Source organism: Micromonospora sp. WMMD956 (assembly GCF_029626125.1).
In the GTDB taxonomy this organism is placed as follows: domain Bacteria; phylum Actinomycetota; class Actinomycetes; order Mycobacteriales; family Micromonosporaceae; genus Micromonospora; species Micromonospora carbonacea.
Map to the genome: position 1 here is coordinate 216,289 of NZ_JARUBI010000005.1, position 22,711 is coordinate 238,999.

The 22,711-nt window shown below is 73.2% G+C and carries 18 protein-coding genes; 13 read left to right on the top strand and 5 right to left on the bottom strand.

Annotated elements, in window-relative coordinates:
• Window positions 1-10 precede the first annotated feature (10 nt).
• A complete protein-coding gene (gene dnaE / locus O7628_RS01270) occupies window positions 11-3,547 on the bottom strand; it encodes a DNA polymerase III subunit alpha (RefSeq protein ID WP_278127698.1) in 3,537 nt (1,178 codons plus the stop codon).
• 877 nt (window positions 3,548-4,424) lie between these two features.
• Between dnaE and O7628_RS01275 the strand changes: the two genes are divergently transcribed.
• From O7628_RS01275 to O7628_RS01330, 12 genes are all read left to right on the top strand, one after another.
• On the top strand, window positions 4,425-4,823 hold the full coding sequence (locus O7628_RS01275) for a hypothetical protein (protein ID WP_278127701.1): 399 nt from the start codon (window positions 4,425-4,427) through the stop codon (window positions 4,821-4,823).
• A 746-nt stretch (window positions 4,824-5,569) separates the two neighbouring features.
• Window positions 5,570-6,373 carry an AfsR/SARP family transcriptional regulator gene (locus O7628_RS01280; RefSeq protein ID WP_278127702.1) on the top strand — a complete coding sequence of 268 codons (804 nt, stop codon included), beginning with the start codon at window positions 5,570-5,572 and terminating at the stop codon, window positions 6,371-6,373.
• Window positions 6,374-6,494: 121 nt separating this feature from the next.
• Window positions 6,495-7,322 carry a M23 family metallopeptidase gene (locus O7628_RS01285; protein ID WP_278127704.1) on the top strand — a complete coding sequence of 276 codons (828 nt, stop codon included), beginning with the start codon at window positions 6,495-6,497 and terminating at the stop codon, window positions 7,320-7,322.
• Window positions 7,323-7,495: 173 nt separating this feature from the next.
• Window positions 7,496-8,164: a hypothetical protein gene (locus O7628_RS01290; RefSeq protein WP_278127705.1), complete on the top strand. Its 669-nt coding sequence runs from the start codon at window positions 7,496-7,498 to the stop codon at window positions 8,162-8,164.
• 258 nt (window positions 8,165-8,422) lie between these two features.
• The gene (locus tag O7628_RS01295) at window positions 8,423-10,657 is read left to right on the top strand and encodes a tetratricopeptide repeat protein (RefSeq protein WP_278127706.1); all 2,235 of its coding nucleotides are present in this window, start codon (window positions 8,423-8,425) and stop codon (window positions 10,655-10,657) included.
• Window positions 10,658-10,820: 163 nt separating this feature from the next.
• Window positions 10,821-11,414 carry an AAA family ATPase gene (locus O7628_RS01300; protein WP_278127708.1) on the top strand — a complete coding sequence of 198 codons (594 nt, stop codon included), beginning with the start codon at window positions 10,821-10,823 and terminating at the stop codon, window positions 11,412-11,414.
• Between the two features lie 55 nt (window positions 11,415-11,469).
• Window positions 11,470-11,814, top strand: a complete 345-nt coding sequence (locus O7628_RS01305) for a metalloregulator ArsR/SmtB family transcription factor (protein ID WP_278127710.1) — start codon at window positions 11,470-11,472, stop codon at window positions 11,812-11,814.
• A complete protein-coding gene (locus O7628_RS01310; protein WP_278127712.1) occupies window positions 11,814-12,509 on the top strand; it encodes a cation transporter in 696 nt (231 codons plus the stop codon). The genes O7628_RS01305 and O7628_RS01310 overlap by 1 nt, the downstream gene beginning before the upstream one ends.
• A 140-nt stretch (window positions 12,510-12,649) precedes the next feature.
• Entirely contained in the window at window positions 12,650-13,012 is a 363-nt protein-coding gene (locus O7628_RS01315; protein WP_278127713.1) for a nuclear transport factor 2 family protein, read from the top strand.
• Between the two features lie 93 nt (window positions 13,013-13,105).
• Entirely contained in the window at window positions 13,106-13,783 is a 678-nt protein-coding gene (locus tag O7628_RS01320; RefSeq protein ID WP_278127715.1) for a hypothetical protein, read from the top strand.
• A complete protein-coding gene (locus O7628_RS01325; protein ID WP_278127716.1) occupies window positions 13,780-14,640 on the top strand; it encodes a protein phosphatase 2C domain-containing protein in 861 nt (286 codons plus the stop codon). The genes O7628_RS01320 and O7628_RS01325 overlap by 4 nt, the downstream gene beginning before the upstream one ends.
• Complete coding sequence (locus tag O7628_RS01330) at window positions 14,637-16,262, top strand: hypothetical protein (protein ID WP_278127717.1); 1,626 nt, start codon at window positions 14,637-14,639, stop codon at window positions 16,260-16,262. The genes O7628_RS01325 and O7628_RS01330 overlap by 4 nt, the downstream gene beginning before the upstream one ends.
• An 832-nt stretch (window positions 16,263-17,094) precedes the next feature.
• Here O7628_RS01330 and O7628_RS01335 read toward each other — a convergent pair.
• Window positions 17,095-17,469 carry a hypothetical protein gene (locus O7628_RS01335; RefSeq protein WP_278127719.1) on the bottom strand — a complete coding sequence of 125 codons (375 nt, stop codon included), beginning with the start codon at window positions 17,467-17,469 and terminating at the stop codon, window positions 17,095-17,097.
• A gap of 53 nt (window positions 17,470-17,522) precedes the next feature.
• On the opposite strand from O7628_RS01335, the gene O7628_RS01340 reads away from it, so the two are divergent.
• Window positions 17,523-20,390, top strand: a complete 2,868-nt coding sequence (locus tag O7628_RS01340) for a CHAT domain-containing protein (protein WP_278127721.1) — start codon at window positions 17,523-17,525, stop codon at window positions 20,388-20,390.
• Here the strand turns inward: O7628_RS01340 and O7628_RS01345 are convergent.
• The 3 genes from O7628_RS01345 to O7628_RS01355 all read right to left on the bottom strand — a co-directional run bounded on the left by O7628_RS01345 (window position 20,387) and on the right by O7628_RS01355 (window position 22,634).
• The gene (locus tag O7628_RS01345) at window positions 20,387-21,202 is read right to left on the bottom strand and encodes an alpha/beta fold hydrolase (RefSeq protein ID WP_178065617.1); all 816 of its coding nucleotides are present in this window, start codon (window positions 21,200-21,202) and stop codon (window positions 20,387-20,389) included. The genes O7628_RS01340 and O7628_RS01345 overlap by 4 nt on opposite strands.
• Before the next feature lie 19 nt (window positions 21,203-21,221).
• Entirely contained in the window at window positions 21,222-21,791 is a 570-nt protein-coding gene (locus O7628_RS01350) for a DJ-1/PfpI family protein (protein WP_074474091.1), read from the bottom strand.
• A 99-nt stretch (window positions 21,792-21,890) separates the two neighbouring features.
• On the bottom strand, window positions 21,891-22,634 hold the full coding sequence (locus tag O7628_RS01355; protein ID WP_278127727.1) for a GntR family transcriptional regulator: 744 nt from the start codon (window positions 22,632-22,634) through the stop codon (window positions 21,891-21,893).
• Between the last annotated feature and the right edge of the window lie 77 nt (window positions 22,635-22,711).

Consider the following 22,711-nt stretch of genomic DNA (forward strand, 5'->3'; position numbering starts at 1 on the left):
GGCGGGAGGGTCAGCTGACGTTGGCCGGCCCGAGGACGCTCTTGAGGTCGCCCATCAGGGCGGTGGTGGCGGCGACCCGGAACGGGCCGAGGCGCAGGGTGGTGGTCTTGCCGCCGTTGAGGAGCTTGACGTGGACCTCGGTGTCGCCGGGGTGCAGGACGAGGGTCTCCTTGAGGCGTTCGACCAGGGGCGGGGTGCAGCGGTGCACGGGGATGGTGAGGGTGACCGGCTTGCTGCCCGGGTTGCTGGTGACGTCGGGCAGTTGCATGTCCATCGCCATGATGCGGGGGGTGTCGTCGCGGCGGTCGACCCGGCCCTTGACCACGACGATGGCGTCCTCGGCGATGTACTGGCCGATCACCTCGTACGTGTTGGGGAAGAACAGGGCCTCCACGCCGCCGGCCAGGTCCTCCAGGGTGGCCGACGCCCACGCCCGGCCCTGCTTGGTGACGCGGCGCTGCACGCCGGAGAGGATGCCGGCGAGGGTGACCACCGCGCCGTCGGGGACGGTGCCCTCCTCGGAGAGGGCGGCGATGGTGCAGTCGGCCGCCGCGCCGAGGACGTGTTCGAGGCCGAACAGGGGGTGGTCTGAGACGTAGAGCCCGAGCATCTCGCGTTCGAAGGCGAGCTTGTCGCGCTTGTCCCACTCGGCCTCGCCGATGGTCGGCATGACGGTGGTGTTGCCGCCGGCGGTCTCGGCGTCGCCGAAACCGGCGCCGAACAGGTCGTACTGGCCGACGGCCTCCTTGCGCTTGACGTCGGCGTACGCGTCGATGGCGTCGGCGTGCACGGCGAGCAGCCCCTTGCGGCTGTGGCCCATGACGTCGAACGCGCCGGCCTTGATCAGCGATTCGATGGTCTTCTTGTTGCAGACCACCGCGTCGACCTTGGCCAGGAAGTCGTAGAAGTCGGCGTACTCGCCCTTCTCCTGCCGGCACCGCATGATCGAGGTCACCACGTTCGCCCCGACGTTGCGGATCGCCGCGAGGCCGAACCGGATGTCCTTGCCGACCGGGGTGAACGGCCCGGCGGAGGTGTTCACGTCGGGCGGGAGGACCTGGATGCCCATCCGCCGGCACTCCGACAGGTACAGCGCCATCTTGTCCTTGTCGTCGCCGACGGAGGTCAGCAGCGCCGCCATGTACTCGGCCGGGTAGTGCGCCTTCAGGTACGCCGTCCAGTACGACACCAGGCCGTACGCCGCCGAGTGCGCCTTGTTGAACGCGTACCCGGCGAACGGCACGAGGACGTCCCACACGGCCTGGATCGCCTCGTCGGAGTAGCCGCGCTCGCGGCAGCCGTCCCGGAACGGCACGAACTCCTTGTCGAGGATCTCCTTCTTCTTCTTGCCCATCGCCCGCCGCAGCAGGTCCGCCTGGCCGAGCGTGTAGCCGGCGAGGATCTGCGCGGCGCGCTGCACCTGCTCCTGGTAGACGATCAGGCCGTGGGTGGGGGCGAGGATCTCCCGCAGCGGCTCCTCCAGCTCCGGGTGGATCGGCGTGATCTCCTGGAGGCCGTTCTTGCGCAGCGCGTAGTTGGTGTGCGAGTCCACGCCCATCGGGCCCGGCCGGTACAGCGCGAGGACGGCGGAGATGTCCTCGAAGTTGTCCGGCTTCATCAGCCGCAGCAGCGACCGCATCGGCCCGCCGTCGAGCTGGAACACCCCGAGCGTGTCGCCGCGCGCCAGCAGCTCGTAGGCGGCCTTGTCGTCCAGGTCCAGGCCCAGCAGGTCCAGGTCCTTGCCGTGGTTGAGCTGGATGTTCTTGACCGCGTCGTCGATGATCGTGAGGTTGCGCAGGCCGAGGAAGTCCATCTTCAACAGCCCGAGCGACTCGCACGTCGGGTAGTCGAACTGGGTGATGATCACCCCGTCGGAGTCGCGCCGCATCAGCGGGATGTGCTCGATGATCGGCTCCGCCGACATGATCACCCCGGCGGCGTGCACGCCGGTCTGCCGGATCAGCCCCTCGATGCCCTTCGCCGTGTCGATGACCTTCTTCACGTCCGGGTCCGACTCGTACAGGCCCCGGATCTCCCCCGCCTCCGCGTAGCGCGGGTGCTTCGGGTCGAAGATGCCTGACAGCGGGATGTCCTTGCCCATCACCGCCGGCGGCATCGCCTTGGTGATCCGGTCCCCCACCGCGTACGGGTAGCCAAGCACCCGCGCCGAGTCCTTGATCGCGGCCTTCGCCTTGATCGTGCCGAAGGTGGCGATCTGCGCGACCTTGTCCTCGCCCCACTTGTCGGTGACGTACTTGATGACCTCACCGCGCCGACGCTCGTCGAAGTCGATGTCGACATCCGGCATCGAGACCCGCTCGGGGTTGAGGAACCGCTCGAAGATCAGCCCGTGCGGGATCGGGTCCAGGTCCGTGATCCCCAACGCGTACGCCACCAGGGAGCCGGCGGCCGAGCCACGCCCCGGGCCCACCGCGATGCCCTGGCTCTTCGCCCACTGGATGAAGTCGGCGACCACGAGGAAGTACGACGGGAAGCCCATCTGGATGATGACGCCCAGCTCGTACTCCGCCTGCACCACGTGGCCCTCGGGGACCCCGCCCGGGAACCGCCGGGCGAGGCCCCTGAACGTCTCCTTGCGGAACCACGACTCCTCCGTCTCCCCGTCGGGGATCGGGAACCGCGGCATCAGGTTGTGGAACTCGAACATCCCCGCCGGGTCGACCTTCTCCGCCACCAGCAGCGTGTTGCGGCAGCCCTGGAGCCACAGGTCGGAGGAGTCGACGGCGCGCATCTGGTCGGCGGACTTGATGAAGTAGCCGCCGCCCTCGAAGCGGAACCGGTTGGGGTCGGCGATGTTGCTGCCGGTCTGCACGCACAGCAGGACGTCGTGCGCCTCGGCCTGCGCCTCGTGCGTGTAGTGCGAGTCGTTGGTCACCACCGGCGGGATGCCGAGCTTCTTGCCGATCTCGGTGAGCCCGTCGCGGACCCGGCGCTCGATGGAGAGGCCGTGGTCCATCAGCTCCAGGAAGTAGTTGTCCTTGCCGAAGATGTCCTGGTACGCGGAGGCGACCTTGATCGCCTCGTCGAACTGGCCCAGCCGCAGCCGGGTCTGCACGGCGCCCGAGGGGCACCCGGTGGTGGCCATGATCCCCTCGGCGTGCTCGGCGATCAGCTCCATGTCCATCCGGGGCCACTTGACGTAGTGGCCCTCCATGGAGGCGCGCGAGTTGAGGGTGAACAGGTTGTGCAGCCCGGTCTTGTTCGCCGCCCACATCGTCATGTGGGTGATCGCGCCGTTACCGGAGACGTCGTCGCTCTTCTGCTCCGGCCGGCCCCACTTCACCCGCGCCTTGTGGTAGCGCGACTCCGGCGCCACGTACGCCTCGACGCCCAGGATCGGGGTGATCCCGGCGGCCATGGCCTGCTTGTAGAAGTCGTTCGCGCCGTGCATGTTCCCGTGGTCGGTCATCGCGACCGCCGGCATGCCGAGCCGGTTGGCCTCGGCGAAGAGGTCCTTCAGCCGGGCCGCACCGTCGAGCATCGAGTACTCGGTGTGCACATGCAGATGCGCGAACGAATCGCCCATGCGTGGCGCCCCCCCGGGTCGGATCATGGGTTGTCGAGATCGGTCGGCCCACCCTATCGCCGACGGCTCGGCGACCTCCAGCAGCCGCGCGGGGCGCAACCGCCCGGGTGGCGGGGATCTCCCCGGCCGGGGCGACGACGGCGCGACCGGCCGGGCGGCCCGCGCCCCGCGGCCGGCGGCCGGAGCCGTGACCCACCCACCTTCCCGAACCTGGTTTCCGAATCGAACCCCGCAGACACCGAAGCGAACTGCATTGCGCGTACGCCCGCTCTGGGGAGGCGCTCTTGACGCCCCAGGATTCGACGGCGGAACGCCAACTTGAGGGTGATCCCGCGCGCCTGCCGGATTATTTGTGCGCCGCCGTCGTCCCCATTGACGGCAGCATGGCGAATTGACGGCAGCATGGCGAAAGCGCCTTTCCCACAACGGCCGGGAGCATTCCGAGTCGCCGCTGTTCCGTCACGGCCGGTGGAGGCGGCGTCCCGGAGCGCGCCGGCCCGGGGCGGCGACGTCGGCCGCCGGGATCCCCGTCGGGTCGCCGCCGCCCACGGCGACCGGGGACGGTCCCCGGACACGCGGGCCGCCGACGACGCCCTGGACACGAGGGCCGCCGGCGCGCGACCGCGTCCGGCCCACCGCAGGCCCCAGCCGGTCGTCGGTCCCGCCGATGGCCGCGCCACCGGGGACACGGCGTCGGGTCCAATCCGGCCCCGAGAGCTCGGAGCCCGCCGAGAGTTGCGGCCCACGGATCACCGCGCCGACGGGTGCGCGCGGAACCGCGCCCCGAGTCGCAAACCTGTGCCCGACCACACGCAGGGCGTATTCTTGCCCGCAGATGTGTGCACCAGGGCGGCGCTAGCAGGGGCGAGGACTCGTCATGACCAGGTCGACGGCCAATCGGCGGGCTAAGACGAAACAACGACGAGACCATCGCGTCGGCCCGCTGCGTTTCAACGACGACGAGTTGCGGCTGGTCCAATTGGCGGCCGACAAAGCCGGTCTTTCAGTCGGGGCATACGTCACCGCCGCGGCGGTGAGAGCCGCCTGCGGGGACCTGCACCCGGGCCCTCCCGACGGCGAACTGCGCACCGAGCTCCACGACATCCGCACCATCCTGGCCCTCCTGCGCTGGCGGCTGGACATGGCCGGCAGGGACAAGCAGGCCGAGCTGGTCAACGAGTTGCTGACCGACGCCATCAACGCGACCCTGCACCAGCAGGCTGGCGCGCCTGCCGGGCACCCCGCGCCGCCGCCCGGCCCCGACGGCGACGGCTGACCGTCCCCGCTCACCGGGCAGCGGGACGCCACCGGGGACGCGCGCCCGGATGTGCGGCGTCCACGCCCCCGCCGCGGACCCAGGCTCCACCGCCGCCACCCCGCCCCGCCGTACGGCCGCCGCGACATCGGGGGGCGCCCACCTCCGACCGCCACCGCGGGAACAGGATTCGTCACCGTGCGTGCATGGCCTCCGGCCCGGCGGTCGCCGGGCCGGCCGACCCCCACCCCCACGCCGAGGCGAAATGCGCCCCGCGCCGACGCCGCGCGACGCCGGAGCCGGTCCGCGACGCGGAGCCCCGACCCACGGCGGGGCAAGGTCGAACGGCGCCATGACAGGGGGCCGCCCCGACGCGACCGACGACGTCGGATCCGCCACGCGCACAGAAATCCATCGACCATGATCATCGCCTGTGAAATGCGCCCAACATAACTCTGTGCAACTGCAAGAAGAGCGTTAACAGCATGTCTGACATACACTGCGGTAGTCCGACAAGCCACTTCTTGCGGCGCTAAAATCCCAATAAAATCCCAGGTGAATCGGCCCGCGGGCATGGTGTGTCGTAGATCACACAAGTTTTGCCATTTGCTGCACAACAAGCCGCTTGTTAGAGTTCGTCCGGCTCGAATGAACAGCTGCCGGACGGGGGCGGCGATCTGCGCCTAAGCGCGAGAAGAAACTGTTTCCGCCAGAATGAGGTCTGCTATCGTCGCATCGCTCCGATTGGAGTACTTGGAGGCCACGGCTTGAGATACGAGATTCTTGGTCCCGTTCGCATCACGGCCGGCAAGGAAACGCCATCGGTGGGGACGCACAAGGTGGAGGTGCTGCTGCGGACGCTCCTGATCCGCAACGGACACATTCTGTCTCTCGATCAGCTAGCCATGGAACTGTGGGGTGACAGGCCTCCCATCCGAGCCCGGGCCTCCATCCACGTGTACGTGTCCCAGCTCCGCAAGGTGCTCAACAGGTTCTCGCGCAACAACTGCGTCATAACGACGCGGGCACCCGGCTACATGCTGGAGCTCGGCAGCGACGAACTCGACCTCGAACTGTTCGTGGCCCTGGCCGAGAAGGCGCGCCTACAGCGCTCGGTCCACCGGCACGACCTGGCCGTCGAGACCCTGACCGAGGCGCTGCGGTACTGGCGGGAGCCGGTCCAGGCATCCTCCTACAAAGGGCCGATCATCCGGGAGTTTGCCAACTGGGCCGAGGAACTGCGGGTCGAGTGCACCGAAATGCTGGCCCGCTCGCTGCTCGCGTCGGACCAGAGCAGCCAGGCCGTGCGGATTCTGTACGGACTGATCGCCGAGTTCCCGCTCCGGGAGAAGCTCTACGCGTTCCTCATGGAGGCGCTCAGCCAGTCCGGTCGCCGCGCCGACGCGCTGGAGGTTTACCAGACGGCGCGACGGCAGATCCGCGAGGAGCTCGGCCTGGAACCGTGCCGATTTCTCCGGGAGACACAGGAGCTCATCCTCAGGGGCAATCTCGACGAGCTGAGCTTCAGGCACGCTCGCCACGAGCAACGCGTGCAGCCCTACGCCGTCTGATCGCACGCGGCCCCGGCGAGGAGCAGACATCGGGGCCGAAGCCCTCGCGGAGCGCCCCCGTCTGCCCGCCCGAGGCTCAGCACCCCTTGCCCCGCAACGGAAGTAGCCCTAGTTTGCATTGATGATCCTCAACGAGGAGCCCCGCCCCGACCCGCACGGTGTCAGCCCCGGCGAGCTGCGGCCGGAGGAGCTCGCCGGCGTCGCCTACCTGCGCGGGCTGTCCAGGCGGGGGTTCATCACCGGGGCCGCGTTGGCGGCGTCCGGGGTGTCGGCCGCCTTCGCCCTGCTGCCCGGCTCCGCCCGGGCCGCCGGCAGCTATCAGCGGCCGTGCGGGAACGTCCGTATCTCGAGCTCCTGGCAGGACCACCGCAACCGGACGCCGCCCTCGGGCGAGCCGGGCACCGACTACGCGGTCGGCACCGGCACGCCCGTCGTGGCTGCGGCGAGCGGCACGATCCGTTACGTGAAGAGCGACACCTCGACCGCGACCGGGCGGGTCGTGGGAATGGCCCACGACGACGGCAACTACACCCGGCACCTGCACCTGTCGGCGGTCGCCGTCTCGACCGGTCAACGCGTGTCTCGCGGGCAGACGATCGCCTACTCCGGCGCCTCGGCGAACGGCAGCGACCAGGGTGTCGGGCCGCACGTGCACACGAGCCTCTGGCTGAACACCGGAAGTCCGACGAACTTCGGCGCGACGGCGGACTTCGAGAGCTACGTCGGAGACGTCGCCACCCCCAACCCACCCGACCAGGAGGTAGACGAAGTGTTCATCGCCAACGTACGGGGCAGCTGGTATCTCGTGGTCCCCCAGGGCACCGGCAAGCCGCGCGCGGTGGTCCTCGGCGGCGACAGCAACGCCGCCGCATCCGGCCTGCCCGTCCTGAACTTCAGCTGGGACCCGTCGATCAATGCGCTCCGGGCGGCCGTCGACGGCATCGGTTGACGCGTCGCGGCGCGTCCCTGGCCGGACGCCACCGTGGACAGCCGGGGCGGCCGCCCCCGGCCAGGTCGCCGCGCGGTGGGGCCGCGCCGGGGGCCCGCGCGCCGGACGCGGGGGCCGGCCGGGCAGTGGCGGGGGCGCACTACGCTGCGGCCGACCTGATCGAAAGGAAAAACATGCGCAGGACGCTGCTGCCGCTGGCCGCGCTCGCCCTGGTCCTCGTGGCGGGCGGTTGCACGATCGAGATCAACGATGGCACCACGCCGGACCCCGGCGGGAGCAGCACACCGTCGGAGTCACCGGTGACCGACGAGCCATTCGGCGACGGCAGCAGCGAGAACGACAACGTCTCGCCGACCGCCGCCCCGCCCGCGAAGGTCGCCGCGCTGACCTGCGACCAGGTGGCCGAGTCGGAGCTGGGCAGCGCCAAGGTGCGGTACAACGACTACCCCGACCCGATCCCGCTGACCGAGGGGCGTTGGGCCGGTGAGGACGGCGTGGTGGTCGCCCTGCAACCCCCCTGCGCGATCGGCGACCTGACCGGCGACGGCGCCGCCGACGCGGTGCGTGCGGTCATGCTCGACGGAGGCGGGACGGGCAAGTTCTGGGGCATCGTGCTCTGGCGCAACGTCAAGGGCACCCCGGCCTACGTCGGCACGGTCGACCTCGGCGACCGCACCCCGGTCGAGAAGGTCACCATCAGCGCCGGGCAGGCGCACGTGGTCTACCTGACCCGGCCCGACGACGCGTCGATGGTCGAGTTGGTGATCGAGCGGACGGCCACCTACCGGCTCATCGACGGCAAGCTGGAGGAGATCGGGTACGTCGACAAGCCGCACTCCTAGCCCGCGTCGACCTGCGGGCCGGGTGCCCGTACCACGTGGTGAACGCTGCCCCACCTCCGCCGCCGTCCGTGGCGGAGGTGGGGTTCGCGCAGCGCAGGCCGCTGATCCCCCGGCGGCGGCCCACCGTCGCCGCGCCGCCCCGCCGGGCCGTGCCCGACGCAGCGACCGGGGTTGATCCGACCGACCACAATGCTGGTGGTGGCAGTCCACCTCAGCTCTCGCCGGGCTCGACTCCAGCTGGTCGGTAGCGTGGTCGCCGTGGCCGCTCTCGCCGCCGCCGCCCTCGCCCTGGACGCCCCGGCCATCGCGAAGGTCACGGGCGTGCTGGGCGCGGTGGCCGGCGTGCTCGGTGTCTGGCTCCCGCTGCGGCAGCGGACGCCGCAGGCCGAAGGGGCCGCGGCGGGCCCGCCGCGCCGATCGGTGACCGCGCCGACCGGTGATGCGCCCCGGATGCTGCACGGACGCGAGACCGAGCTGGCCCGGTTGCGGTCGGCGCTGGCCCGTCCGGGAGGACGGTTCCGGGTACTGGCCGGCCTCGGCGGGGTCGGGAAGTCCGCCCTGGCGCTGGCCCTGCACGAGCACGCGGCCGCCCGGCGCGGCCGCAGCGCCTGGTGGATCTCGGCGCGCACGCCGGAGACGTTCGCCGACGGGCTCGTCCACGTCGCGGAGACCCTCGGCGCCATCCCTGCCGACGCCGACGAACTCCGGGCGGGCACCGCGCGCGCCCGGGACCTCTGGTGGGAGCTGCTGTCCCGGGCGCGTCGCGGCTGGCTGCTGGTCATCGACGACGCCGACGAACTGCGGGTGCTCGGCGCGCTGGACGGCACGGGCTGGCTCCGGCCGAGCGGACGGGGGCTGGTCCTGGTCACCAGCCGGGTCGGTAGCCCGCACCCGTGGGGACGCGCCGCCGAGGTGATCCGGCTCGGGCCGCTCGCCGAGGGACCGGCCGCGCGGATGCTGCTGGACCTGGCCGGCGGCGGCAGCGAGGCGGCGGCGCGCCGCCTCGCCCACCGTCTCGGCGGCCTGCCGTTGGCGCTCAAGGTCGCCGGCAGCGACATCGGCTGGGAGTTCTCCCGATGGGAGTCGCTCGCGGAGTACGAGAGCGCGCTCGACGCAGGGGACGTGACCGGCCTGCTCCACGTGGACCGGGGCGTCGGCGGGCCCCCGGATCCGCGCCAGGTCCCGGCAACGACCTTCGAGATCTCCCTGGCCAGTCTCACCGGGGAGGGCCTGCCGCAGGCGACGCCGCTGCTGCGGCTGCTGTCCTGCTACGCCCCGAACCTGCCGATCCCGGTCGACCTCCTCGCCTGCGAGGCGGTCGACGCGCTGCTCGGCGGCCCCGCCGACGAAGCCGGCCGCCAGCGGCACCTGCACACCGCGCTCCGCGGGCTGGCGCAGTTGAGCCTCGTCGCCGAAGGACACCTGGAGCGGAACGGGGCGCGGATCCGGACGGCGTCGCTGCATCCGCTGGTCAGCGAGGCCAGCCGCAGCCGGGCCGCCGGCGCACCGCACCAGGCGGCCGTGGAAGCAGTCGTCGCGGCACTCGCTCCGCTGCGCTCCGACGACAGCCGCACCTGGCCACTGGCCGCCATCGTCAGCCCGCACGTGCGGCAACTCCTCGACACGAGCCTGGCCTACCTCGACGACGAGCACCTCACCGCGCTGCTCGACGTCGCAGCCCGGCTGGTGGCCGCCGCGGCGTGGAGCGGCGCGGCCGACGCCAGCGGACAACTCGCCTCCCATGCGCTCGCCCGCACCACCCCCCTCGACGAGGACCACCCCGCGCGCCTGAACCTCCGCGCGGAGCTGGCCTGGGCGACCGGCCGCAACGGCGACTGGGACACCGCCCGCTCCATGCTGGCCTCGGTGCTCCGGACCTGGGAGAGCCGGGCGGACCGGCCGCCGCTGCCCGTGCTGGACGTGCGCCACAAGCTCGCCTGGTCGATCGGCAGGACCGGGGACTGGGAGTCGGCACGAGCCGGACTGACCGCGGTCGGCGAAGCACGTCGACGCCTGCTGGGGGCCGACCATCCGGACACGCTGCACACCCGGTGCTGCCTCGCCTGGGCGACCTGGCGCACCGGATCCCCCGCCGAGGCCGAGGCCGAGTACCGGAGCGTGATCGCGGACCGTCGGGCGGTGCTCGGCGACGACCACGTGGAGGTCCTCGACGCCTACCATTCACTCGCCGAGGGCTACGTGCTCGACGACCGCCACGAGGAGGCCGAGGCGGTGCTGCGCACGGTCGTCGCCGCTCGTGATCGCCTGCTGGGCCCCGACCACCCGGAGACCCTCGACAACTGCCCCCGCTACTGGCTCGGCCGTGCCCTGCAGGGCCAGGGACGCCACGCCGAGGCCACCGACCTCCTCGAACGGCTGCTCAGGGAGCAGATCACATGGTTCGGCGTCGACCATCCGGCGACGGCGGCCACCCGGGCGTGTCTGACCGGCCGCCCCGGAACGACCGGCACGGACGCCCCCGACGCCCGGTGACCACCCGGCGTCGCTCCGGCTGGCCCCGGGGCCGGGGGCGAGGACGCCGGTCCGTGCCGCCCGATCCGGCTGCTCCGCCTCGACATCGTCGCGCCGGGACGAAGGCCAGCCGTTCTGGCGCGAGCCTATGATCGCCGAGAACCCTCGAGGAGTGGGAGCGCGGATGAGGGTCGCGGTCTCCGGGACGCACGGGATCGGAAAGACCACGCTGGCCGAAGCGCTGTGTGCGCGCCTGCCGGGACATGTCATGGTCGACGAACCGTACCACCTTCTGGAAGAGCAGGGGTACGAGTTCGGTTTCCCGCCGTCGCCGGAGGACTACCGGGCGATGCTGGCCTGCTCGGTCCGGAGCCTGCGGTCGCCGTCACCATCCAGGGCCGTCTTCGACCGGACACCGCTCGACTGTCTCGCATACCTGGCCGCACACGGAGCGGACCCGGCGGAGGAGGCCGACGCCTCCACGTTGCGCTCCGCGTTCGCGTCCCTCGATCTGCTGGTCATCGCGGTGATCACGCCGGAGACCGAGCGGATCCTGCCCGCCGCGGAGTTGCCCGGCCTTCGGGCGCGAATGAACGACGCGCTCCTGGAACTGGTGTACGACGACCCGCTCGACGCGTGGCAGGACACTCCAGTCCTGGAGTTGAGTGGACCGCTCGACGGCCGGTTGGATGCGCTCCTCGCCGTCCTCGCACCAGCATCGGCCGGCCCTGGTCCGAGCGCAGCCGAGGCCGGGGCAGGAACGCCCTGGCCCGTCTGACAGCGCGCCGCGCCACCGCGCACAACGATACAGCCGCCGATTAATTCATCGTACGATGTATCGTTGCCGGGTGCAGACGTCGACTCAGGGGCAGGCCCTCGCCCGCTTCGGCCACGCCCTGTCCGACCCGGTCCGCGCCCGGCTCCTGCTCGCCCTGCGCGAAGGCCCCGGCTACCCGGCCGAACTCGCCGACGCCTTGGGCACCAGCCGGCAGAACCTGTCGAACCACCTGGCCTGCCTGCGCGGCTGCGGCCTCGTCGTCGCCGTGCCCGAGGGCCGCCGCAACCGCTACGAGCTCGCCGACCCCCGGCTCGCCCACGCCCTGAGCGACCTGCTCGGCCTCGTCGTCGCCGTGGACCCCGCCGTCTGCCCCGCCGCGGACCGGGACGGGTGCTGCTGATGGCCGCCACCGCCCTGCCCAGCACACCCCCGTCGACCGCCCGGCGGGCAGTCCTCACCCGCCGGATCCGGCTGTTCGTCGCCGCGACCATCGCCTACAACGTGGTGGAGGCGATCATCGCGATCACCGCCGGCACCCGCGCGTCCTCCACCGCCCTGATCGGCTTCGGCCTCGACTCCGTCATCGAGGTGTCCTCGGCCGCCGCCGTGGCCTGGCAGTTCTCCGGCGTCGACCCCGAACGCCGCGAACGCGCCGCCCTGCGCGTCATCGCGGTCTCGTTCTACGCCCTCGCCGCCTACGTCACCGTCGAATCCGTCCACGCCCTGATCGACGGCGACCAAGCCGGGCACTCCACCGTCGGCCTCGCCCTCGCCGCGGTCTCCCTCGCGGTCATGCCGCTGCTCTCCGCCGCCCAACGACGCGCCGGCCGCGAACTCGGCTCCGCCTCCGCCGTCGCCGACTCCAGACAGACCCTGCTGTGCACCTACCTGTCCGCCGTCCTGCTGGCCGGGCTCGCGGTGAACTCGCTGTTCGGCTGGTGGTGGGCCGACCCCGTCGCCGCCCTCGTCATCGCCGCCGTGGCGGTCAAGGAGGGCAGGGACGCCTGGCGCGGCGACACCTGCTGCGCCCCGACCACCGCGCCGGCCACGTCACCCGCCACCGCCACCGACGACTGCGGCTGCGGCTGCGGCTGACACCCGCGGGCTCTGGCACCCGTTCCCGCGCCGGTCCGGGCCGGTGGCCCGGATGGGCGGATCGACGGGCGGCGGGATGGCAGGGTGTGGTGCATGGACAGGAAGCACGTCGGCGACTGGCTCGCCGCCTACGAGCAGGCGTGGCGCACACCGTAACGGACCCGCTGGTCACGATCTTCACGGAGGACGCGAGCTATCAGCAGGGGCCGTACTGGACGCCCGTCGTGGGTCTGCCCGCCATCGCCCGCATGTGGGAGGAACAGCGCACGGGGCCCGACGAGGTCTTCCAGATGACCTGGGAGATCGTCGCGGTCGACGGCGACACGGCGGTGTCACGTCACGAGGTCCGCTACGGCGATCCGGTCGAGCAGGAGTACCGCGACCTGTGGGTCATGCGATTCGCCGACGACGGTCGGTGCCGGGCGTTCGAGGAGTGGCCGTTCTGGCCGGGACAGCAGCCGGCCGACCCCCGCAGGGATCGTGACCGGCCTGCCAGCTCCTGAGCCGGCGGCCCGTGCCCCGCCCCGACGCCACCCCCGCATAGACAGCCGGTGTTACGTTGAGGCCGTCCACTTGCGATGGTTGCGGGGGTGTGCATGGCGGAGACCGCCGGGCGGGTGCTGCCGGTCTATCTGGTGGCGGACGAGTCCGCCTCCATGACTCCGGTCGTGGACGAGTTGAACGCGGGGCTCCAGTCGCTGCACGACGCACTGCTGCGCGAGCCCCTCGCGGCGGCCAAGGTCCGCTTCTCGATCGTCGGCTTCTCCGAGGACGTGATCGTCCATTCGGCGCTGTCCGACCTGCGCAACGAGACGGCGCTGCCGCAGCTGTCGGTGCGGGCCGGGACCGCCTACGGCGTCGCGTTCGGCCTGCTGATCGATCGGATCCCGGCCGATGTGCGGGCCCTCAAGCGGGAGGGCTTCGCGGTGCACCGGCCGGCGGTGTTCTTCCTCAGCGACGGGCAACCGACCGATCCGGGCGAGTGGGAGCCGGTCTATGCCGAGTTGGTCGACCGGGAACGCAACCCGACCGCGCCGAACATCATCGCGTGCGGCATCGGCGAGGCGCGCGCCGAGACGATCCTGCGCGTGGCGACCCGGCCGGAGTTCGCGTTCGTGGCCACGCCGGGCGTGGAGGTGGGCTTCGCGATCGCCGAGTTCTGCACCGCCCTGACCCGCAGCGTCATCCGGTCGGGGCAGGCCGTCGGCGGTGACACGGCGGAGCTGGTCGTGGAGCGGCCGGACAGCTTCCGGATGGCCGTGGACGTGGTGTGACCTTCGACTGGGCGCCTCCGCAGATCGGGTCACCGGGCCCGGAGTCGCCGGCCCGCGCCCCGCAGACGCAGCCCTACCGGTCGGACACGGTGATCGACGGCTGGGCGACGGCCGGTTTCGAGGTGCGCGCGGCGTCGGTGCGCGGGCCCGGCCACCGGGCGTCCGGTGTGCCCCGGCAGGACGACTTCGCGCTGGCCACGGCGGCCGGCTCGGTGATCGCGGTGGTGGCCGACGGGGTCTCCAACGCCCCGCTGTCCCACCTGGGTGCCACCATGGTGTGCCGGACGGTCGTCGACTATCTGCTGCGCGCCGACGCCGACGCCGCCGTCGACTGGCCCGACCTGCTGCGCTGCGCGGGATGGGCGCTCGTGGAGTACGCCGGCCGGCAGCTGGGCGAACCCGATCCGCAGCGGGCCGAGGCGCTGCTGGCCAGCACCGTGGTCGTCGCCCTCGTCCGGCCGGACGACGCCGGTCGGGCCGTCGCCCAGCTGGTCCGGGTCGGCGACTCGGCCGCCTGGCGGTTGCGCGACGGCGCGTGGGAGCCGCTGTTCGCCGCGCTGTCCGACCCGCAGGACGAGCTGCTCCCCGACGGCGTCGCCGCGCTGCCCCGGGTGCCCGCCGAGGTCCACCCGGTGCAGGTGACGATCGCCGAGGGCGACGTGCTGGTGCTGGCCACCGACGGCTTCGCCGAGCCGCTCGGCGACGGCGCCGGGGACCTCGGGCGGCTGTTCGGCGACGGGCTGGCCACGCCACCTCCGATGACCCGGCTCGCCTGGATGCTCGACTTCGCCGGGGGGCCGTCGGACGACGATCGCACCGTGCTGGCCGTCTGGCCGGTGCCACCCGGTCGGCCATGACCAGCCCGCTGCCGCCCGAGGTGAGCCTGTCCGCCCTCGGCCCGCGCACCCGGATCGGCGCCGGCGGCCAGGGCACGGTCTACGCCCTCGCCGACGATCCGCGGTGGGTCTACAAGGAGTACGCGAGCCGGCTCGTCGACGACGTCGACGTCGCCACGTTGAACCGCTTCGTCCGGCTCGCCGCCGAGGCCGGACCGGACGCGGACGCGCTGCTCGGTCTCGCCGCCTGGCCCACCGCGGTCGTCCGCAAGGAGGGCACGGTCCGGGGGTTCCTGATGCCCCGGGTGCCCGACCGGTTCCGGGTCCGGCTCCGGCTGCCGCGCGGGCCGGACACCGTCCTGGCGCAGGTGCAATATCTGCTCAACAGCGACGACTACCTGTTCGACCGCGGGCTGCACGTCGACGACCGGATGCGCCTCGAGCTGCTGCGGGACACCGGCGAGGCGCTGACCCTGCTGCACCGGCTCGGCGTCTGCGTCGGCGACCTGTCGCCGAACAACCTGCTCTTCAGCCTCGACGGCCGGCCCCGGTGCTACTTCATCGACTGCGACGCGATGCGGCTGGCGGGCGACTCGGTGCTGGCGCAGGCCGAGACCCCGGAGTGGCACGTGCCGGACGCGGACGCCGAGGAGCTGGCCACGCCGGCCACCGACGCGTTCAAGTTCGGGCTTCTCGCGGTTCGCCTGTTCGCCGGTGACCAGCAGACACGTGACCCGGACGCGGCCCGGCGGCGGCTCGACCGGCCGCTGGTCGCCCTCGCCGGCAGGAGTCTCGACCCCGCCCCCGACCGCCGGCCGACGCCGGAGCAGTGGTTGGGCGCCCTGGACCGGAGCATCCGACGCACGCCGCCGACGCCACCGCCGGCGGAACCGGCCGCTCCCCCGCCGCGCCGGGAGCCGACGCGCCGCAACGCGCCCCGGTGGAGCCCCGTGCGCGGGGTCGTCCCGGGGCCCGGGGCGGCGGGCCCCCAGCCGGCCGCCCGGGGCTGGGGTCCGCTCGTCGTCGCGGCGTTCGCCGCCATCGCGGCGCTGGTCGGCCTGCTCACCGCCAACGGCGACCCGTCGCCCACGACCCGGCAGAACCTGCCGACCGGACTGTGGCGGAACACCGCCCCACCGTTCGCCTACCCCGGGTCGCCGACGAGGATTCCCGGTCTGGTCCTGCCCACCGGCAGCCCCGCGGGGCTGCCCGGATATCCCGACCTGTCCCTGCCGACCTATCCCTACCTCGGCGACCGGCTTCCCCTGATCGAGGTCTGTCTCCTCACCGACGTCAGGGTGGGAGCCGGCCTGAACCGGACGTCCGCCCGGACGAAGGCCGCCGTCCTCGCCGTCCGCAGCTTCCTCTGCTCGATCAACAACGAGACGCCGCCCCTGGACGACCCGAGCAGGACCCAGGCCGCCCGCGTCGCCGCGTTGACGAAGCGGGGCCCGTTCGCCGGCGCGACGATCATCGGGCTGCGCACGGCGGCCGACGGAAACCCTCAGGTCAACGTGGTGTTCGAGCCGCGCGGCGTCGGCTCGTCAGCCGGCTGCCGGCGTTCCCGGCTGTCGCTCGCCAGGGACGGCGACGGATACCGCGTCAGCTCGCTCGCCGCACCGGTGTGGGCCTCCTGCCCGTGACCGCTGGCACCCTTGTGCAGCAGGTCGTTGACGGCGTCGGCGGTGGACGGCGCGAGCGGACGGCCCTCCTCGACCGGGAAGCCCAGCTCGGCGACCAGGCTGCGGTGCCGCAGGTCGACGGTCGCCTCCACGATGTCGGCGAACAGGCCCGCCGCAGACCGGGCCCGCCGCCAGGAGACGACACCGTGGACCGTGCCGAGCAGGGCCGCCGGCCACCACCAGGGCGTCAGCGTGAGGTAGAGCACCGCCCAACCGGCCGAGCCGACGGCCCGGTCGAGCCGGTCGCGCGCCTGTAGCACGTCGGTCCGTCCGTCGGGGCCGAGCAGCAGCCACAGCCGCGGCCAGATCAGGCCCAGGCGGAGCCCGTACTGCGCGGCCACCCGGTCGTCGAGAAGCCGGAGCCGGTCGCCGATCCACGTCGGACGCGCGGGCAGGTACACCGCCGGCACCACCCGGCGCTGCGCGGCGAGCCGCCGCAGGGCAGCGGCCCGCCGGCGGGCGGTCACCGCGGCCGCGATCCGGCTCGCCGGGCCGGCCCAGACGCCCAGCCAGACGCGGCGGACGACGCCGCCGGCCGCCTGCGCGCCGACCGCGGCCGCCGCCGCGACCGCGACGACGAGCGCCCCGACCACGACGGCCAGGCTGACCCGGCCCTTCAGGTGATCGAGCGCGTCGGCGGCGGCGCGCGCCGCGCCGGGTACGTCGAGGACGGAGCCGCGACCCGGCAGCACGGCGAAGGCGGCCACCGCGCACCACAGCAGGGCGGGGCCGAACGCCCGGGTCAGCCAGCGGTGTTCGATGCGCCGCCCGACCTCGCCCAGCAGCACTTCGATCATGGCTCGGACCGGTACGTCATCGGCGTCCCGGCCAGCGCGCAGTGCGGCACCCGGCCCTGGTCGTCGCGGTGCGCCCGGCGCGTGCACCGGTGACGCGGGCAGCGGTAGCCGCCGTCCAGCACCACCGGCGCGAGCCCCTCCAGCCGGGCGCCCCCGGCGTCGTCGGGAACCGCCTCGCCGACGCCGCGTTCGGGCTCAGTCTCGGTCTCGACCGCCCAGCCGAGCTGCCGGCAGACCTCGGCCACCGGTCTGCCGGCGGCCAGGTCGTCGAGCGCCTCGTCGAGCAGGTCGGTCCACAGCCCCGCCTCCGCGTGCTCGCGCAGGATCGGCACGGCGGCGCACAGCTGGGCCAGCAGACGGCGTTGCTCCATCCACGACACTCCCGTCGGTTGACGCCCCGGCTCCTGTCGAATCTACTGAGTCGGTGCCATCCGCAGCGGGTTCCGCCGATGCGGTGGACCCGCTCGTCGTCGCCTACAACGACAGCGGTGACGAGTCGCTGCTGGTCCGGGCCGAGGGCCTGGCGCGGGGCCTCCTCGCGGAGGATCCGTCCCGGGTGGACGTGCTCGCCGCGCTCTCCACCGTGCTGATGCTGCGCGGCCGGGCCTCGGACCCGGCGCGCCTCGACGCCGCCGTGGCCGTCGCCACGAAGGCGACGGCGCTGACCTCGCCCGACGACCCGTGGTGGCCGTACGTCAACGCCCAGCTCGCCTCGGTCGTCGGCTTCCGCTTCGAGCACCGGCGCGAGGTGTCGGACCTGTCGGTGGCGAAACGGCACGCGGACGTCGCGGTGGCCGCCGTCGGCGAGAGCGACCCCATCCGCACGGACGTGCTGATCCGCTGTGTGAACGTGTACCGGCTCAGTTTCGAGCGGTTCGGCCGGCTGGCCGACATCGACACCGCGGTCCGCCTCAGCCGGGAGGTCCACCGCTCCACCGACCCGGACCACGCGCTCACCGCCCGGCAGCTGCTGGCGCTCTGCCTGGTCATGCGCTTCGCCCGGACCGGCGGCCGACGCGACCTCGACGAGGCGATCGCGCACTGCCGGGACGGCCTGGCCGCCATGCCCGAACGGCACGTCGACCGGGCCGCCCTCAACGGCGTGCTGGTGATCGCGCTGGTGCAGCGCTGGGTGAGCGCCGACGGCGACGACGCCGACCTGCACGAGGCGGTCCGGGTCAGCCGGCGGGTGGTCGAGGACCTGCCGGCCGTCGGCGCGGTCCGCGCGCAACTGCTGGCCACCCACGGCGCCCTGCTGGTCATGCACGGCCTCAGCAGCAACTCGTCGCGGCACCTGGACGAGGCGATCCGCAGCACCCGGGAGGCCGTCGACTCGCCGACGGCCGACACGCAGCGGGCGGGCCACCTGGTCAACCTGGCCCACTCGCTGCTCGTCCGGGCCCGGATGAGCAGCGACCCGGCCGGGGTCAGTGACGCCGTGGAGACCGGCATGGCCGCCCTGGCCGGGTTCTCTCCCGGCCACCCGGACCGGGCGCGCGCCCTCAACGTGCTCGGCATGGCGTTGCGGACCCGCTACCTGATCGCGCACGACCCCGCCGACCTCGACGCCGCGGTCGGGATGTGGCGGTCGGCGGCGGCCTCCCGGGCGGGCGCGGTCGAGATCAGGATGACCGCGGCCCGCACCTGGGCGCGGACCGCCGCCGAGGCCGGCGACGCGGAGCTGGCCCTGGAGGCGTACGTCGCCGCCGTGGAACTGCTGCCGCTGCTGGCGTGGCGTGGCCTGGACCGCGCCGTGCAGGAGAAGCGGCTGACCACGGTGACCGGCCTGGCCGGCGACGCGGCCGCCTGGGCCGTCGCTGCCGGGCAGCCGGAGCGCGCGGTGGAGCTGTTGGAGCAGGGTCGCCAGGTGCTGTGGTCGCAGGCCCTGCAGACCCGCAGCGACCTGTCCGAGCTGGCCGCGGTCGCGCCCGTGCTCGCCGACGAGCTCGACCGGACGCGCCGGGAGTTGGACGGCGCCGAGGCCGCCCAGCTCGTCGAGCTGCCGGCCCATCCGGGTTGGGAGCTGGGCCGCGACCTGCTGACCAGCGCGCTGGGCGGACCGCACCGCGCCGAGACCGAGGACGCCGGCCACCGCCGCCGGCTGGCGGAGCGCTGGGAGCAGCTCGTGGCCGAGGCCCGCCGCCGGCCGGGCTTCGCGGGCTTCCTCCGTCCGCCGTCGTTCGCCGACCTGCAACCGGCGACCGCCGGCGGCGCGGCGGTGCTGGTCAACACCTCGCGGTGGCGCAGCGACGCGATCATCGTCACCGCCGACGGGGTACGCGCGGTGCCGCTGCCGTGGCTGTCCCACGACACGGCACAGCAGCGCGCCGTGGCGTTCCTCAAGGCCCAGCGGGCGGCGGAGGAGGGCGGCGGGCCGGCCGAGCGGGTCGCGCTGCGCCAGACGCTGGTGACGCTGCAACGGTGGCTCTGGGACACCGTCGGGGAGCCCGTCTGCGCGGCCCTCGACGACATCCTCGGCAGCGCGCCGGATCGGCGGCACCGGGTGTGGTGGTGCCCGACCGGGCCGCTGACGATGCTGCCGCTGCACGCTGCCGGCCGGTTCGGGGCGAGTGCGCCGCTCGCCGCGAAACGCCGGATCTCGGTCGCCGCCCGGTGCGTGTCGTCCTACACCCCGAGCCTGACGGCGCTGCTGCGCGCCCGCGCCGCCTCGGCGTCGCCCGGACCACCGCGGGCGTTCGCGGTGGGACTCGGCGTGCTGCCCGGCCAGGCGCCGCTGCCGGCGGTCAGCGACGAGCTGCGCGCGGTCAGCTCGCACGTGCCCGGCCTACGGGTGCTGACCGGCCGCAGCGCCACCGTCGAGGGGGTGCTGACCGCGCTCGGACAGCACGGGTGGGCGCACTTCGCCTGTCACGGCGACCAGGACTTCGAGCGGCCCAGCGCGGCCGCCCTCCGCCTGGTCGACGGCAGGCTCAGCGTCCTGGACCTGGCCGGCCGTCTCGCCGCCCGCAGCCGGTCGGCCGGCGGCGCCGACCTCGCCTACCTCTCGGCGTGCCGCACCGCGGCGGGCGGCCGTGACCTGCCCGACGAGGCCATCCATCTCACCGCGGCGTTGCAGATGGCCGGCTTCCGGCACGTCATCGGCAGCCAGTGGGCGGTCTCCGACCGGGTGGCCGCGCAGGTCGCCGACGACGTCTACGCCGGCCTGAGGGCCGGGGAGCGCCTCGACGCGGACACCGCGGCCGTCGCGTTGGACCGGGCCGTCGACCGGGTACGACGCGCGCACCCGGATCGCCCGGAACTGTGGGCGGCGCTGATCCACACCGGCCCCTAGCGCCCCGGCCCGAGGAAGCACGACAGCAGGTGCCGGAACTCGTGCGGATGCTCGACGGCCGGCACGTGCCCGCACCGGCCGAGCACGTGCAGCCGGACGTCGGCCAGGTGCCCGAGCAGGGGCAGGGTCGACGCCGCGAGCGGGGTGACCCGGTCCTCGGCGCCGTGCACGAGCAGCACCGGGGCGCGGACCGCCGCCAGCGTCCGCGCCGGGAGGGCGAGGTCGTCGGCCCAGCGCGCCCGGGGCGGCGGGAACAACGACGCGTACGCGGCCGCCCCCGCCCGCATCGCGGCGGCCCGGGCCTCGACGGCCGGGTCGGTCACGAGCGCCTGGTCGTGGACGAGGCGGCGCAGCATGTCGCGGGCCCCGAGCGGGCCGGCGGGGGCGGCCCAGATCGCGTCGAGATCGGCGGACAGCGGGGCCCCGGGGGCGCCCATCGTCGAGACCGCCACGACGCGGGTGACCTGCTCAGGGCGCGCGGCCGCCAACGCCAGCGCCACCGCCCCGCCCATGGAGTGACCCACCACGGCGTAGCGCTCGACCCCGAGGGCGTCCATCAGGCCGGCGGCCTGCTCCGTCCACAGCTTGAGCCCGCCCCGGGCCCCCTCCGGGACGGGTGTGCGGCCGAACCCCGCCTGGTCGGGAGCCAGCACGCGCCAGGACGTGCCCAGCGCCTGCGCCGTCGTCGCCCAGGCTCCGGACCCGGTCGTGCCGGGTCCGGAGCCGTGCAGCATCAGCACCGTGGGCCCCGCGCCGCTGTCGAAGACGTGGACGGGACAGCCGTCGACGGTGACGGTGCGCAGTGCCGTCACCGGGACCGGCCGGGTGCGCTCACGCCGACGCGGGGTCGACGGACTTCGAGAAGACCTCCATCATCGCCCTGCCGAACTGCGGCATGTCGGGCCAGCCCCGGCACGAGACGAGGTTGCCGTCCACGACGTCGGGAGCGTCGATGACCGTCGCGCCCGCGTTCTCCATGTCACCGGTGATGGGCGGGAAGCAGGCCGTCTTCCGGCCCTTCAGCAGCCCGTACACCGCTGGCACCTGCGCGCCGTGACAGACCAGGGCGATGGGGAGGTTGCGCGCGAAGAAGTGCTCGGTGATGCGCCTGACGTCGGCGTCGACCCGGATCCACTCGGGGGCGCGCCCCCCGGGGATGATGAGGGCGTCGTAACGCTCGACGTCGACCTCGGCCCAGGGCACGTCGACCGGGAGCTTCCGGCCGTTCTTCTCCACGTAGGCGTCGGAGTTGGGGTCGAACTCGTGGATGACCAGTTGCACGTCACGTCTCGTCCGCGACGAGACGTCGACGTCCCAGCCGCCCTCCTGCACGCGGTAGTAGGGGTACATGGTGTCGAGTTCCTCGGCGGCGTCGCCGGTCAGGAGCAGCGCTCTGGGCACCTGCTTCTCCTCGCATCTGGTGGCGGTGGGCGGTGAGGCGGACGCGATCAGATCCGATCTGATCCGGTGGGGCTAGCATTCCCCTGCCCCGCCCGCCCGTCAAGCCTCCACCGCCACTGCCGCCGCGTCTTCGACCTCGTCGAACAGTCGCCGGAACCGCTCGCCGGACCGCAGGATGTGTCGCCGCATCGCGTAGGCGGCGGCGTCGGGGTCGCGGGCGGCAACCGCGGCCACGACCTCCTCGTGCTCGGCCATGGCCAGGTGGGTGACCTGGGTGTCGTGGAGCAGCCGGAAGAGGTGCACGTGGCTGTGCAGGCGGGCGAGCGCCTCGCGGACGACCTGGTTCCCCGCGCTGAGGGCGACGAGATCGTGGAAGGCGGCGTCGCGCAGCCCGAAGGCGCCGTAGGCCATCGGCCCGCTGCCCCCCTCCAGCTCCGCCATCTCCTCCAGCATCCGGCGCAGGCCGGCCACCTGCTCCAGGGACGCGCGTTCGGCGGACCTGCGCGCCGCCGCCGGTTCGAGGAGCAGGCGGATCTCAAGCATGTCCTCGAACCGTTGCCGGGTGATCTGGGGCGGAATGCGGTAGCCGGCGTGGGGCACCCGCACGACCAGCCCCTCGGCCTCCATGCGGTTGAGCGCGTCCCGGATCGGCGTCTGCGAGACCCCCAGTTCCCGCGCCAGGACGTCGATCGTGACGCGGGAGCCGGGCTCGATCCGCAGCGACATCAGCTGTCCGAGCAGCGTGTCGTACACCTCGTCGGCGAGTCGGCCGCGGGCTCGACCCGGCGACGTCCCGCCCGTCACGACCCTGCGGCCCCGCGCGGTCATCGCTTCGTCGTCCATCGTGACGTGAGGTCCTTTCCTGCATCTTCGGGAACCTGTTGACATCGGTAACGACGCTGCGACATGCTGACGCCCCG

Coding starts and splice junctions, on each gene's coding strand:
- dnaE (WP_278127698.1), bottom strand. CDS start 3,547: ATGGGCGATTCGTTCGCGCATCTGCATGTGCACACCGAGTACTCGATG.
- O7628_RS01275 (WP_278127701.1), top strand. CDS start 4,425: ATGACCAGGTCGACGGCCAATCGGCGGGCTAAGACGAAACAACGACGA.
- O7628_RS01285 (WP_278127704.1), top strand. CDS start 6,495: ATGATCCTCAACGAGGAGCCCCGCCCCGACCCGCACGGTGTCAGCCCC.
- O7628_RS01290 (WP_278127705.1), top strand. CDS start 7,496: ATGCGCAGGACGCTGCTGCCGCTGGCCGCGCTCGCCCTGGTCCTCGTG.
- O7628_RS01300 (WP_278127708.1), top strand. CDS start 10,821: ATGAGGGTCGCGGTCTCCGGGACGCACGGGATCGGAAAGACCACGCTG.
- O7628_RS01305 (WP_278127710.1), top strand. CDS start 11,470: ATGTATCGTTGCCGGGTGCAGACGTCGACTCAGGGGCAGGCCCTCGCC.
- O7628_RS01310 (WP_278127712.1), top strand. CDS start 11,814: ATGGCCGCCACCGCCCTGCCCAGCACACCCCCGTCGACCGCCCGGCGG.
- O7628_RS01320 (WP_278127715.1), top strand. CDS start 13,106: ATGGCGGAGACCGCCGGGCGGGTGCTGCCGGTCTATCTGGTGGCGGAC.
- O7628_RS01330 (WP_278127717.1), top strand. CDS start 14,637: ATGACCAGCCCGCTGCCGCCCGAGGTGAGCCTGTCCGCCCTCGGCCCG.
- O7628_RS01335 (WP_278127719.1), bottom strand. CDS start 17,469: ATGGAGCAACGCCGTCTGCTGGCCCAGCTGTGCGCCGCCGTGCCGATC.
- O7628_RS01355 (WP_278127727.1), bottom strand. CDS start 22,634: ATGGACGACGAAGCGATGACCGCGCGGGGCCGCAGGGTCGTGACGGGC.